Raw genomic sequence first — 12933 nt, 5'->3', positions numbered from 1 at the left:
GTCACACCCCGAAGATGCACGGGCGGGTCTCGCTGCTCATCGGCAGCCTTGCTGTTAGGGTACGTACCTGGCGTCAGGTTCCATGAAACTGCACCTGCGGTTCGCAGTCTGGGGTTGAGAGACGCACGAGCTTGAGCGCAAAATGATCGTTTCTGGGGTTTTACCTCGCCTGCTAGATAAGGAAACTCGATGACTCGTTTTCGCGCCATCTGCACCGCGGCAGTTCTCGTCTGTGCCAGTGGCCAGGTACTCGCCGACACCGCCAGCCACAACGCCAGCGCCGAAGCCTTCCTGATGATGGCTCATGCGGACAAACTGGGTACGCCGGTGTACATGCAAGTGCAGCAAATGTTCGCTCAGCGCTTCGAGCAGACCAAAGCCCCGGCCAGCAAGCAGGCAACCCTGGAAACCTACCAGGCCAAGGCCAATGCCGCGTTGGACCAGGCCATCGGCTGGCCCAAGCTCAAGCCAGACATGGTCAAGCTGTACACCACCAACTTCTCCGAGCAGGAGCTCAAGGACCTGGTCAAGTTCTACCAGTCGCCGCTGGGCAAGAAAGTCCTGGAAAAAATGCCCGCCGTGACCCAGCAGTCCGCCCAGCTCACCCAGCAGAAGCTGGAAAGCGCAGTGCCTGTGGTCAACAACCTGTTGGCTGACATGACCAAGGAACTGGACCCACAGGGCGCTGCCAAGGCTGCTGCCGGTCCGGCCAAGCCAGCGAAGCCGTAACGGAGTCGTTGCTGATGTCTATGAAGGACCGCATCGTATCCACCCTGCAGATGCTGCAACCCGCGCATCTGCAGGTGCTGGACGAAAGCCACATGCACAGCCGGGGCACCGAGACCCACTACAAGGCGGTGCTGGTCAGTGAGCGCTTCGCCGGGCTCAACAGTGTCAAGCGTCACCAGTTGGTGTACGGCACGCTCGGCGAACTGATGGGCGAGTTCCACGCGCTGGCGCTGCACACCTATACGCCCCAGGAATGGGAGCAGGCAGGGGCCGCACCGGCGTCGCCCACCTGCGCCGGCGGTGGGCACTAGGCAACGGAATTTGCTAGAATCTGCGACCCGCCAGCGGCATGCCGTTGGCGGGTTTTTTCATTTCTGTTCACAGACCTGTCGCCTGGCTCGTCCGGTGAACTGTCCCCCAAGAAAATCCGGTCCGGCCCTTGCGCGGTCGACCACCTGGAGCGTTTTACCCATGACCCAAGCGATCGTCGTGGCGGCACTGTACAAGTTCGTCACCCTGGAAGATTACGTCGAAATGCGTGAGCCGCTGCTGCAGGCCATGCTCGACAACGATATAAAAGGCACGCTGCTGATAGCCGCAGAAGGCATCAACGGCACCGTATCCGGTACCCGCGAAGGCGTCGACGGCCTGTTGGCCTGGCTCAAGCTCGATCCGCGCATGGACGACATCGACCACAAGGAATCGTACTGCGACGAGCAGCCGTTCTATCGCACCAAGGTCAAGCTGAAGAAGGAAATCGTCACCCTCGGCGTCGCCGGTGTCGACCCCAACCGCACGGTTGGCACCTATGTCGAGCCGCAGGACTGGAATGCTTTGCTCGACGACCCGGAAGTGCTGCTGATCGACACTCGCAATGACTACGAAGTCGCCATCGGCACCTTTCAGGGCGCCGTGGACCCCAAGACCGCTTCGTTCCGCGAATTCCCGGATTACATCAAGGCGCATTTCGACCCAGCGGTACACAAGAAGGTCGCCATGTTCTGCACCGGCGGTATCCGTTGCGAAAAGGCCTCCAGTTACATGCTCGGCGAAGGCTTCGAAGAGGTCTATCACCTCAAGGGCGGCATTCTCAAGTACCTGGAGCAAGTGCCCCAGCAAGAGAGCAAGTGGGAAGGTGATTGCTTCGTCTTCGACAATCGCGTCACGGTGCGCCACGACCTCAGCGAGGGCGATTACGATCAGTGCCATGCCTGCCGCACACCGATCAGTGTCGAAGATCGTGCCAGCGAGCACTACGTGCCCGGCGTCAGTTGCCCGCACTGCTGGAACAGCCTGAGCGAAAAGACCCGCAAGAGCGCCATTGATCGTCAGAAGCAGATCGAACTGGCTCGCGCGCGCAATCTGCCGCACCCTATCGGCCACAACTATCGCAAAGCTGCCCAGGACTGAGCCCATGTCGCGCAACCGCCTGATCTACGTGATGGACCCGATGTGCTCCTGGTGCTGGGGTTTCGCGCCCGTGGCCCAGGCCCTGATCGATCAGGCCGAGGCGGCAGGGGTCAAGACCCATATCGTGGTGGGCGGGCTGCGCAGCGGCGGCGCGGCGCTGGAGCCGACCACCCGCGATTACATCATCGAGCACTGGCATGCGGTGCACGAGGCCAGCGGCCAGGCCTTCGAGTTCGAGGGCGCACTGCCGGCAGGCTTCGTCTACGACACCGAGCCGGCTTGCCGAGCGATCGTGGCGGTGCGCGAACTGGCCCCCGATCTGGCCTGGCCGTTGGTCAAGCTGATCCAGCAGGCGTTCTACACCCTGCGCCTGGATGTGACCCAGCCGGTGCAGTTGGCTGCCCTGGCCGAACAGGCCGGTGTGCCGCGCATCGAGTTCGTCGAGGCGTTCGACAGCGATCGCAGGGTACAAACCACTCAGGCCGATTTCGCCTGGGCGCAGGGGCTGGGCATCGCCGGCTTTCCGACCTTGCTCGCCGAGCGCGATGGCCAGCTGGCTTTGCTGACCAATGGTTACCGACCGTTGGCCGATCTTGCGCCGCTGTTGGCGCGCTGGCTGGAACGTGCTGCCGATGCATGAGCGACCGGGCCCCGTCGGGGTGGCAGGGTCGCAAACCACGCCCGTGGCAGACCGCCTGAGTTGGGGCGAAATACGCCGATTGGCATTGCAGCACAAGCGTACGCTGTGGACCGCCAATGGCGTCGCCGTACTCGCTACCTTGTGCAGCGTGCCGATACCCCTGCTGTTGCCGCTACTGGTCGATGAGGTCTTGCTCGGGCATGCCGGCAGTGCCACGCGCTGGATGAGTCAGGTGTTGCCCGCCGCCTGGCAGATCCCCGTCGGCTTCATAGGGCTGATGCTGGTGATCAGTTTCACCCTGCGTTGTGGGTCATTGCTTTTCAACGTCGTGCAGGCGCGGCTGTTCGCCGGCCTGGCCAAGGACGTGGTCTATCGCCTGCGCCTGCGTCTCATCGAACGGCTCAAGCGCATCTCCCTCAGCGAATACGAAAGCCTGGGCAGCGGGACGGTCACTACCCATCTGGTCACCGACCTGGAAACCCTCGACAAATTCGTCGGCGAAACCCTGAGCCGCTTCCTGGTGGCGATGCTGACCCTGGCCGGCACCGCGGGCATCCTGATGTGGATGCACTGGAAGCTGGCGCTGCTCATCCTGCTGTTCAACCCCCTCGTGGTGTACGCCACGGTGGTGCTGGGCAAGCGCGTCAAACACTTGAAGAAGCTCGAGAACGACAGCACAGCGCGCTTCACCCAGGCGCTCGGCGAAACCCTGGACGCCATCCAGGAAGTCCGCGCCAGCAACCGCCAGGGTTATTTTCTGGGCCGCCTCGGCCTGCGCGCTCGCGAAGTGCGCGACTTTGCGGTTGCCTCGATGTGGAAGAGCGACGCGTCGGGCCGCGCCAGCGCGCTGCTGTTCCAGTTCGGCATCGACATCTTCCGCGCTGCAGCGATGCTCACGGTGCTGTTCTCCGACCTCAGCATTGGCCAGATGCTGGCAGTGTTCAGCTACCTCTGGTTCATGATCACCCCGGTCGAACAGCTGTTGAATCTGCAATACGCCTACTATGCTGCAGGTGGTGCGCTGAAGCGGATTAATGAATTGCTCGCTCGCGCCGATGAACCCAGGTATCCGGGCGGCAGCGATCCGTTCCGCGATCGCGAGACGGTGGGTATCGAGATCCGTGGCCTGACCTTCGCCTATGCCGAGGACAAGGTGCTGGACCGCCTGGACCTGAGCATCGCGCCCGGTGAAAAGGTCGCCATCGTCGGCGCCAGCGGGGGTGGCAAGAGCACGCTGGTGCAATTGCTGCTCGGGCTCTATACGCCACAGGCCGGGGAGGTGCGCTTTGGTGGCACGCTGCAGCAGGCGATGGGCCTGGAGACCCTGCGCGATAATGTCGCGGTGGTATTGCAACATCCATCGCTGTTCAACGATACGATTCGTGCCAACCTGACCATGGGGCGCACTGCCAGCGACCATGCCTGCTGGAATGCACTGCAGATCGCCCAGCTGGACAGCACCGTGCGGGACATGCCCCACGGCCTGGACAGCATTGTCGGCCGGTCCGGCGTACGCCTTTCCGGGGGTCAGCGGCAGCGTCTGGCGATTGCTCGAATGGTGCTGGCCGAGCCCAAGGTGGTCATTCTCGACGAAGCCACCTCTGCGCTCGATGCCGCCACCGAGTACAACCTGCACCAGGCCCTCGCGCGTTTCCTGCGAGGGCGCACTACCTTGATCATTGCCCACCGGCTCTCTGCGGTGAAGCAGGCCGACCGCGTGCTGGTGTTCGACGGCGGCCGGATCGCCGAAGATGGCGATCACCAGCAGCTTATCGCCGAGGGCGGGCTGTATGCGCGTCTGTACGGTTATCTGCAACAGGTCTGAGTCCGCGGCTGGCGGCGCGCCCAGCCATAAAAAAAAGATTCGGCACCGATGAAAACTGTGCCGGTCCTTTCCGAAACTAGCCTAGAGTGTGCCAGTGGTGATTGAAGTTCTGACTTGGACGTTGCCTGGATCGCTGAAGCAAGGAACCTCATGAAGCACACACAGACTCTCGATACACCGAGATTGCTGGGGATTGTCTGGCCATTCATCGCCGTCGTGGGGTTGATGGCAATGCTGGGTTGCATCAGCCTCTACGCACTGTCCGCGGTGCGCAGCTATGTCGCGGGCGAAAGCTTCTGGTCCAAGGGTCAGAAAGACGCGATCTACTACCTGAACCTGTATGCCGACAGCCGTGACGAGGAAGTCTTCCAGAAGTACCTGCGCGCCATCGCCATTCCCCAGGGCGGTCATCAGCTGCGCCTCGCCCTCGACCAGCCCGAGCCTGATCTGGCGGCTGCACGGACCGGCATTCTGAAGGGCAACAACCACCCTGACGACATGCAAAACATCATCTGGCTGTACCGTCACTTCAGCGATGTGAGCTACATGTCCAGGGCCATCGCGCACTGGAAGATCGGCGATACCTACCTGGTCGAACTCGACGCCCTGGCGCAGCAGATGCACGCGGCGCAACAGGCCGGCACCGCCAGCGAAGCGGACATGGCGCGCTGGAAGCACCAGATCATGCTCATCAATGACGCGGTGACGCCCGCCGCCATGGCCTTCAGCGCGGCATTGGGCGAGGGCTCGCGCGCGGTGCAGTACCTGCTGGTGGTCAGCAACCTGCTGGTGGCGCTGCTGTTGATCGTGCTGGCGCTGTGGCGCACGCGCAAGCTGCTCAACCAGCGCCATGCCTTCGCCTATGCCCTGCAACTGGAAAAGGACCGCGCCCAGGTGACCCTGGCGTCCATCGGCGATGGGGTGATCACTACCGATGTCGAGGGCGCGATCCTCTACATGAACCCGGCCGCCGAGCGACTGACCCACTGGAGCGCCGATCAGGCCGTGGGGCTGCCGCTGGCGGCGTTGTTCAACCTGCTCGACGAAAACGCCGAGAAGGACAGCTTCACCCTCATCGACCACATCGTCAGTGGCGACCTGCGCGGCGGCAGCGAACACGCCAAGCTGATCCAGCGTCTGGACGGCAGTACGGTCTCGGTGACGCTCGTCGGCGCGCCGATCCAGACCGACCAGCACATCAGCGGTACCGTGCTGGTGCTGCACGACATGACCCAAGAGCGGCAATACATCGCCAACCTGTCGTGGCAGGCCACGCACGATGCATTGACCGGGCTGGCCAACCGCCGCGAGTTCGAGTTCCGTCTCGAGCAGGCGCTGGCCGCGCTGCAGCGTTATCCTGGCTGCCACTCGCTGATGTTCCTCGACCTGGACCAGTTCAAACTGGTCAACGACACCTGCGGTCACGCGGCGGGCGACGAACTGCTTCGCCACATCTGCGCACTGCTGCAGTCCGGGCTGCGCGAGGGTGACACCCTGGCGCGCCTGGGCGGTGACGAGTTCGGCATCCTCATCGAGAACTGCTCGGCCGCCGAATCGGAGAAACTGGCCGAAACACTGCGCCACACCGTGCAGAACCTGCACTTCGTGTGGAAGGGGCGCCCGTTCGTCACCACCGTCAGCGTCGGCATGGTGCACCTGACCCAGGCGCCGATCACCCTCGAAGCCTCGATGCGCGCCGCCGACATGGCCTGCTACCTGGCCAAGGAGCGCGGCCGCAACCGCGTTCAGGTCTACCACGCCGCCGACAGCGAACTGACCGTGCGGGTCGACGAGATGGCATGGGTCCAGCGGTTGCACATGGCCCTGGAGGAAAACCGGTTCTGCCTGTACGCGCAGGAGATCGCCGCCCTGGGCATACAGGACGGCCCGCCGGGTGGGCACATCGAGATCCTCCTGCGCCTGAGCGATGAAACCGGCCGCATCATCATGCCCGAGGTGTTCATCCCGGCTGCCGAGCGCTACGGCCTGATGACCGCCCTGGACCGTTGGGTGGTGCAGAACGTATTCAAGGTGGTGCGCCAGACGCTCGACCAGCCCGACCAGGGGCCGTTGGCGGTGTGTGCGATCAACCTTTCCGGCATCAGCATCGGTGATGACGAGTTCCTCGAGTTCCTGCGTGAACAATTTCGCCTGCACGCCATTCCGGCCGAGCTGATATGTTTCGAGATTACCGAGACAAGCGCCATCGCAAATCTTGGCAGCGCAATCCGTTTTATCAATGAATTGAAGGGCTTGGGTTGTCACTTTGCACTCGACGACTTCTGTGCCGGTATGTCTTCGTTTGCCTATTTGAAACATTTACCTGTCGATTATTTGAAAATCGACGGCAGCTTCGTTAAAGATATGTTGGACGACCCGATCAATCGGGCGATGGTGGAAGTGATCAACCATATTGGCCACGTCATGGGCAAGCGCACCATTGCCGAGTTTGTCGAGACGCCTCTGATAGAACAGGCCTTGCTGGAAATTGGTGTGGACTACGCACAAGGATATTTGATCGAGCGACCGCAGGTTTTCACCTGTGACAGTCTGCGCCGTCACCTGGGCAGACTGCGGCCGTTGCGCTTTGGCGTTCCCGACACTTTCCGATAAGGGCAATTTGCCGCTGTTCTTCACTTAATTAAATGGAGGTTTGCCAGTGAACGATCCTTTTATTCGCCTGGGTCCGCTGATGGACGCAAAAAGTTATCCCGAGTGGGCACAGAAACTGATCGAAGACTGTGCGCCGAACAAGCGTCGGGTCGTCGAGCATGAGGTTTACGCGCGCATGCGCGACAACCAGCTGAGCTCGCGCACCATGCGTCATTACCTGATCGGCGGCTGGCCCGTGGTGGAGCAGTTTTCACTGTACATGGCGCAGAACCTGACCAAGACGCGTTTTGCCCGGCATCCGGGCGAGGACATGGCGCGGCGCTGGTTGATGCGCAACATTCGAGTCGAACTCAATCACGCCGATTATTGGGTGCATTGGAGCCAGGCGCATGGCGTCAGTCTCCAGGATCTCATCGCCCAGGACGTGCCGGCCGAGCTGCACGCGCTCAGCCATTGGTGCTGGCAGAGCTGTGCCACCGACTCGCTGGCGGTTGCCATGGCAGCCACCAACTATGCCATCGAGGGTGCAACCGGCGAGTGGTCGGCGGTGGTCTGCGCCGACGACACCTATGCCCAGGCGTTTCCCGAGCAGAACCGCAAGCGCGCCATGCGCTGGCTGAGCCTGCATGCCCAGTACGACGACGAGCATCCGTGGGAAGCTCTGGAGATCATCTGCACCCTGGTTGGCAACCATGCCACCGAACTGCAGCAGGCCGAGCTGCGCAACGCCATCTGCAAGAGCTACGACTTCATGTTCCTGTTCCTGGAACGCTGCATGGCGCTGGAGCTGCAGCGCACCACCACCCTGGACAAAAGGGTCGTGGCTTGAAACAGGGTAGGGGCATGACGCAGGACTAGCAGGATCGCCTCAGGCGGCACCACGGTTGCGCGACAGGCTGGCTGGCCGGTCGTTACAGCGGCGGGTGCCCGCCCTGAGGACATATTTCACTGGGCGTCCAACGCCCGGCCATTGACCCCGATACTGTCGGGTCCCATCAGGTACAGATACACCGGCATGATCTGTTCGGGCAACGGGTTGCGGCCAGGCTCCTCGGCCGGATAGGCCTGCGCGCGCATGGCCGTGCGCGTGGCACCGGGGTTGATGCTGTTGGAACGTACCGCGCTGACACCTTCCAGCTCGTCGGCGAGGGTCTGCATCAGGCCTTCGGTGGCGAACTTCGACACGCCGTAGGCGCCCCAGTGGGCGCGCCCCTTGCGACCGACACTGCTGGAGGTGAACGCCACCGAGCCATCTGCCGCCTGCTTGAGCAGAGGCAGCAGTGCGCGAGTGAGCATGAACGTGGCGTTCACGTTGACCTGCATCACCTGGATGAACTCGTCGTCGGGCAGCACGTCCAGTGGTGTGCGCGGGCCAATGATCGAGGCGTTGTGCAGCAGGCCGTCGAGGCGGCCGAAGGTGGTCTCGATCATCTGTGCCAATTGCGCGTACTGTTCGCTTCGCGCGCTCTGCAGGTCGAAGGTGATGACCACCGGCTGGGCATGCCCGGCGGCTTCGATTTCGTCGTACACGGAGGTCAGGTTGGATTCGGTCTTGCCCAGCAGCAGCACGGTGGCGCCATGGGCGGCGAAGGTTTTCGCGGCGGCAGCACCAATGCCACGGCCGGCACCGGTCACCAGGATGATGCGCCCGGCCAGCAGGTCGGGGCGGGCTGAGTAATCGAACATGGAAACTCCTGGAAAGTAGTACGGTTCAGCAGCCGCAAAGGGCCTGGTCGAGCACGCGGCGCAGATCCGACGGGTGATCGACCACCACGTCGGCGCCCCAGTGATCCGGGTTGTCGTCGGGATGGATGTAGCCGTAGCGCACTGCGGCGGTCCTGGTCCCGGCATCGCGGCCCGATTCGATGTCGCGCAGATCATCACCGACGAACAGCACGCTGGCCGGGTCCAGGTCGAGCCTGCTGCAGGCCAGCAGCACGGGTTCGGGGTCCGGCTTGCTGCGCGTTACATGGTCGGGGCAGATCAGCACCGCCGAACGCTGTGCCAGCCCCAGTTGCTGCATGATGGGCTCGGCGAAGCGCAACGGCTTGTTGGTCACCACGCCCCAGATCAGCTTGGCCTGCTCGATATCCGCGAGCAGTTGCGCCATGCCTTCGTAGAGATGGCTGTGGACCGCGCAGCCGTGTTGGTAGCGCTCGAGGAACTCCAGGCGCAAGGCTTCGAACTCAGCTGACTCGGGTGCCAGGTTGAACGACGCCTGGATCATGGCCTTGGCGCCGCCAGAGATCACGTCGCGCACACGCTGCTCGTCGATCGGCGCCAGGCCGCGTTCGGCGCGCATGGCCTGGCAGATGGCGACGAAGTCCGGCGCGGTATCGAGCAGCGTGCCGTCCATATCGAAAAGTACCGCTCGAAGGCGCATGCTCATTCCTCGCGAAGGGTCTGGATCATGTAGTTGACGTCGACGTCCGAAGCCAGCTTGTAGTGCTTGGTGAGCGGGTTGTAGGTCAGGCCGGTGATGTCCTTGACGGTCAGTCCGGCCTCGCGGCTCCACGCGCCGAGCTCGGAAGGGCGGATGAATTTCTTGAAGTCGTGGGTGCCGCGCGGCAGCAGCTTCATGATGTACTCGGCGCCGATGATCGCGAACAGGTACGCCTTGGGGTTGCGGTTGATGGTCGAGAAGAACACCTGGCCGCCAGGCTTGACCATGCGGAAGCAGGCGCGGATCACCGACGATGGGTCTGGCACGTGTTCGAGCATTTCCAGGCAGGTGACCACATCGAAGCGCTGCGGGCATTCGGCCGATAGGGCTTCGGCGGTGATCTGGCGGTATTCCACTTCCACCCCGGATTCCAGCTGGTGCAGGCGGGCAACCGCTAGCGGCGCCTCGCCCATGTCGATCCCGGTAACCTTGGCGCCGCGCAGGGCCATGGCCTCGCTCAGGATACCGCCGCCGCAACCTACATCCAGGACCTGCTTGCCCGCCAGGTTGACGCGCTCGTCGATCCAGTTGACGCGCAACGGATTGATGTCGTGCAGCGGCTTGAACTCGCTGTTGCGATCCCACCAGCGGTGCGCCAGGGCTTCGAACTTGGCGATTTCAGCGTGGTCGACGTTGCTCATTGGGTGTCCTCTAAACGATGTGATTCTTGAATTCTGTAGGGCCGGGCGGCGCAGTCGTCATCGCTCGGCGGCGATACGCTCGCCCCAGGCGCATGCCTTGTCACGCAGCAGTTGCTCGTCCAGGCGGGTCAGGCGACCTTCGTCGAGCAGTTGCCTGCCGGCGACCCAGACATGCCGGACACAATCGCGGCTACTGGCGTAGATCAGTTGCGACACCGGGTCGTAGACCGGCTGCTGAACCAGTCTGGACAGGTCGAACGACGCCAGGTCCGCAGCCTTGCCGACCTCCAGCGAGCCGATGTGCGTCTCCATGCCCAGGGCTCGGGCGCCATTGAGGGTGGCCATGCGCAGTGCGCGATGGGCATCCAATGCGGTCGCCGAACCGGTCACGGCCTTGGCCAGCAGCGCTGCGATGCGCGTGTCGCCGAGCAGGTCGAGGCTATTGTTGCTCGCCGCCCCATCGGTGCCCACGGCCACATTGACGCCGGCCTGCCAGAGCTTTTCCACCGGACAGAAGCCACTGGCCAGCTTGAGGTTGGACAGCGGGCAGTGCACGACGTTGCTGTTGCTTTCCACCAGCAGCGCGAGGTCGGCGTCGTCTATCTGAGTCATGTGCACCGCCTGGAAGCGCGGCCCCAGCAGGCCGAGGCGGGCCAGCCTGGCCAGCGGACGCTCGCCGCTCTGTTGCAGGGCATCGTGCACTTCGCCTGCGGTTTCGTGAACATGCATGTGGATGGCGGCATCCATTTCGTCCGCCAGTACCCGGATCTTTTCCAGGTTCTCGTCGCTCACCGTGTAGGGCGCATGGGGGCCGAAGGCAATGCTGACGCGTGGATGGTGCTTGAGGTCGTTGAACAGCTCGACACCCTTGTGCAGCGCCTCGTCGGCATCACGCGCGCCGGGAATGGGGAAGTTCAGCACCGGCACGGTGATCTGTGCGCGCATGCCACTGGCGTGCACGCGCTCGGCGGCCACTTCGGGAAAGAAATACATGTCGGAAAAGCAGGTGATGCCGCCCTGCAGTTGCTCGGCAATGGCCAGGTCGGTGCCGTCGCGGACGAACGCCTCGCTGACCCAGCGTGCCTCGGCGGGCCAGATGTGTCGTTCGAGCCAGGTCATCAGCGGCAGGTCGTCGGCCAGGCCGCGGAACAGCGTCATGGCCGCGTGCCCGTGGGCATTGACCAGCCCCGGAGCGAGCAGCTGGCCCGGCAGTTCGCGGGTTTCTCGCGCCTGCAGCCGGGCGGCTGCGCTGCGTGGGCCGATGAATGCGATCTGGCCGTCGCGGATACCCAGGGCATGGTCTTCGAGCACGACACCGGCGGGCTCGACCGGTACCAGCCAGGTGGGCAGTAGCAGCAGGTCCAGGGCGGTATCGACATCGGGCATGGCAAGTTCCGGGGCTTCGGCAGGTGATGGCGAAGTATACCCGAGCGTCTTGGACGGGGGCTCGCTATAATCGAGCGCTTTTGGTGTCTGAGTACGGAGTGGGGCATGCGTGATCGATTGTTGGCGGCGGAACGGGTCAAAGCCGTTGATTGGCGAGGTGACGCGTTGCACCTGCTCGACCAGCGCGCGCTGCCTGCGCAGCAGGTCTGGCGCCCCTGTATCGATGCACCCGGCGTGGCCGACGCGGTCCGCATCGGGGTCGTGGCCGGTGCCTCGGCCGTTGCCATCAGCGTTGCCTATGCGGTAGTGCTGGCGGCACGCCTGCACCGTGCGGCCGGGCCTGACTGGCGCACCGCGCTGGACGAGGACCTGCGCCTGCTGGCGGCGATCCGCCCGGCCACCGCCGACCTGTTCTGGGCGCTGGAGCGCATGCGCGAGCGCCTGGGCCGGGTGCGCGCCGGCGAGGACCCGCTGCCCGCGCTCGAGGCCGAAGCCCTGGCCATTCACGAAAGCGACCGCGAAGCCAACCTGACCATGGCTCAGTTGGGCGTGGAATTGATCCGTAGGCACCAGGGCAATCTGCAGACCGTGCTGACCCACGCCAATCCCGGTGCCCTGGCCAGCGGCGGGTTCGGCACGGCGCTGGGGGTGGTGCGCGCCGCGTTCCACGACGGCATGCTCGAACGTGTCTATGTCGACGAAACCCGGCCGGGCCTGCAAGGCTCGCGGCTGACCGCCTGGGAGCTGTCCAGCGAGGGTGTCCCGGTGACCGTGGCCGCCGACTCGGCAGCTGCGCACCTGATGAAAAGCAAGGGCATCACCTGGGTAATCGTCGGTGCCGAGCGGATCGCCGCCAACGGCGATATCGCGGCCCGGATCGGCACCTACCAGCTGGCGGTCTGCGCGATGCACCACGGTGTTCGTTTCATGGTGGTAGCCACCAGTGCGGCGATCGACATGGCGCTGGAGAGCGGCGATGACATTCCCCTGCTCGAACGCGATGGCCGAGAACTTCTGGAAGTGTCCGGGACACGCATCGGCGCGGATGTCGAAGCGTTCAATCCGGTCCACGACGTGACGCCGGCCGACCTGATCGACGTGATCGTCACTGAAAAGGGCATCGTCGAGCGGCCTGATACGGCCAAGCTGGCGCAGCTGATGTGTCGCCGGCGCCTGCATTGAGTTCGCCGCACCGACAAATCGGCCTTTTTTCGATGCGGTGCTGGCCTAGCAGCGCCGCAGCGCC

At 63.6% G+C, this 12933-nt stretch carries 12 protein-coding genes; 8 read left to right on the top strand and 4 right to left on the bottom strand.

Translation table 11 applies throughout. The features are described from left to right. The first annotated feature begins 189 nt into the window (after positions 1-189). The 7 genes from IFU31_RS16565 (at position 190) to IFU31_RS16535 (ending at position 8046) form a co-directional block, all read left to right on the top strand. Positions 190-729: a DUF2059 domain-containing protein gene (locus tag IFU31_RS16565; RefSeq protein WP_122479082.1), complete on the top strand. Its 540-nt coding sequence runs from the start codon at positions 190-192 to the stop codon at positions 727-729. 14 nt (positions 730-743) lie between these two features. Then, a complete protein-coding gene (locus IFU31_RS16560) occupies positions 744-1040 on the top strand; it encodes a BolA family protein (RefSeq protein WP_192103791.1) in 297 nt (98 codons plus the stop codon). A 160-nt stretch (positions 1041-1200) separates the two neighbouring features. Further along, positions 1201-2139 carry an oxygen-dependent tRNA uridine(34) hydroxylase TrhO gene (trhO, locus tag IFU31_RS16555; RefSeq protein ID WP_192103789.1) on the top strand — a complete coding sequence of 313 codons (939 nt, stop codon included), beginning with the start codon at positions 1201-1203 and terminating at the stop codon, positions 2137-2139. Positions 2140-2143: 4 nt separating this feature from the next. Beyond that, positions 2144-2779, top strand: coding sequence for a DsbA family protein (locus tag IFU31_RS16550; protein WP_185793814.1), 636 nt, complete (start codon positions 2144-2146; stop codon positions 2777-2779). Beyond that, positions 2772-4604, top strand: coding sequence for an ABC transporter ATP-binding protein (locus IFU31_RS16545; RefSeq protein WP_122479074.1), 1833 nt, complete (start codon positions 2772-2774; stop codon positions 4602-4604). The genes IFU31_RS16550 and IFU31_RS16545 overlap by 8 nt, the downstream gene beginning before the upstream one ends. A 150-nt stretch (positions 4605-4754) precedes the next feature. Then, on the top strand, positions 4755-7217 hold the full coding sequence (locus IFU31_RS16540; RefSeq protein WP_122479073.1) for an EAL domain-containing protein: 2463 nt from the start codon (positions 4755-4757) through the stop codon (positions 7215-7217). A 46-nt stretch (positions 7218-7263) separates the two neighbouring features. After that, positions 7264-8046, top strand: coding sequence for a TenA family transcriptional regulator (locus IFU31_RS16535; RefSeq protein ID WP_122479071.1), 783 nt, complete (start codon positions 7264-7266; stop codon positions 8044-8046). Positions 8047-8162: 116 nt separating this feature from the next. On the opposite strand, the gene IFU31_RS16530 is transcribed toward IFU31_RS16535, so the two are convergent. From IFU31_RS16530 to IFU31_RS16515, 4 genes are read right to left on the bottom strand one after another with little or no spacing between them, the layout of a single operon-like run. Further along, positions 8163-8903 carry a YciK family oxidoreductase gene (locus IFU31_RS16530; protein WP_192103787.1) on the bottom strand — a complete coding sequence of 247 codons (741 nt, stop codon included), beginning with the start codon at positions 8901-8903 and terminating at the stop codon, positions 8163-8165. 25 nt (positions 8904-8928) lie between these two features. Beyond that, positions 8929-9600 carry an N-acetylmuramic acid 6-phosphate phosphatase MupP gene (gene mupP / locus IFU31_RS16525; RefSeq protein WP_192103785.1) on the bottom strand — a complete coding sequence of 224 codons (672 nt, stop codon included), beginning with the start codon at positions 9598-9600 and terminating at the stop codon, positions 8929-8931. 2 nt (positions 9601-9602) lie between these two features. Beyond that, positions 9603-10301, bottom strand: a complete 699-nt coding sequence (ubiG, locus tag IFU31_RS16520) for a bifunctional 2-polyprenyl-6-hydroxyphenol methylase/3-demethylubiquinol 3-O-methyltransferase UbiG (protein WP_122479065.1) — start codon at positions 10299-10301, stop codon at positions 9603-9605. Positions 10302-10358: 57 nt separating this feature from the next. Then, a complete protein-coding gene (locus tag IFU31_RS16515) occupies positions 10359-11687 on the bottom strand; it encodes a TRZ/ATZ family hydrolase (RefSeq protein WP_192103783.1) in 1329 nt (442 codons plus the stop codon). A gap of 105 nt (positions 11688-11792) precedes the next feature. Between IFU31_RS16515 and mtnA the strand changes: the two genes are divergently transcribed. After that, the gene (gene mtnA, locus IFU31_RS16510; protein ID WP_122479062.1) at positions 11793-12869 is read left to right on the top strand and encodes an S-methyl-5-thioribose-1-phosphate isomerase; all 1077 of its coding nucleotides are present in this window, start codon (positions 11793-11795) and stop codon (positions 12867-12869) included. Positions 12870-12933: the final 64 nt, after the last annotated feature.

This window comes from Pseudomonas sp. CFBP 13602 (assembly GCF_014842725.1).
GTDB classification, from domain to species: domain Bacteria; phylum Pseudomonadota; class Gammaproteobacteria; order Pseudomonadales; family Pseudomonadaceae; genus Aquipseudomonas; species Aquipseudomonas baltica.
The sequence above is the reverse complement of the archived record's forward strand: the minus strand, read 5'-3'. Positions and strand labels throughout refer to the sequence as shown.

What these genes read in the sequence shown, in the direction of transcription:
- IFU31_RS16530 (WP_192103787.1), bottom strand. Translation starts at nt 8,903, where the DNA reads ATGTTCGATTACTCAGCCCGCCCCGACCTGCTGGCCGGGCGCATCATC.
- ubiG (WP_122479065.1), bottom strand. Translation starts at nt 10,301, where the DNA reads ATGAGCAACGTCGACCACGCTGAAATCGCCAAGTTCGAAGCCCTGGCG.
- IFU31_RS16545 (WP_122479074.1), top strand. Translation starts at nt 2,772, where the DNA reads ATGCATGAGCGACCGGGCCCCGTCGGGGTGGCAGGGTCGCAAACCACG.
- mupP (WP_192103785.1), bottom strand. Translation starts at nt 9,600, where the DNA reads ATGCGCCTTCGAGCGGTACTTTTCGATATGGACGGCACGCTGCTCGAT.
- IFU31_RS16565 (WP_122479082.1), top strand. Translation starts at nt 190, where the DNA reads ATGACTCGTTTTCGCGCCATCTGCACCGCGGCAGTTCTCGTCTGTGCC.
- mtnA (WP_122479062.1), top strand. Translation starts at nt 11,793, where the DNA reads ATGCGTGATCGATTGTTGGCGGCGGAACGGGTCAAAGCCGTTGATTGG.
- trhO (WP_192103789.1), top strand. Translation starts at nt 1,201, where the DNA reads ATGACCCAAGCGATCGTCGTGGCGGCACTGTACAAGTTCGTCACCCTG.
- IFU31_RS16550 (WP_185793814.1), top strand. Translation starts at nt 2,144, where the DNA reads ATGTCGCGCAACCGCCTGATCTACGTGATGGACCCGATGTGCTCCTGG.
- IFU31_RS16540 (WP_122479073.1), top strand. Translation starts at nt 4,755, where the DNA reads ATGAAGCACACACAGACTCTCGATACACCGAGATTGCTGGGGATTGTC.
- IFU31_RS16515 (WP_192103783.1), bottom strand. Translation starts at nt 11,687, where the DNA reads ATGCCCGATGTCGATACCGCCCTGGACCTGCTGCTACTGCCCACCTGG.
- IFU31_RS16560 (WP_192103791.1), top strand. Translation starts at nt 744, where the DNA reads ATGTCTATGAAGGACCGCATCGTATCCACCCTGCAGATGCTGCAACCC.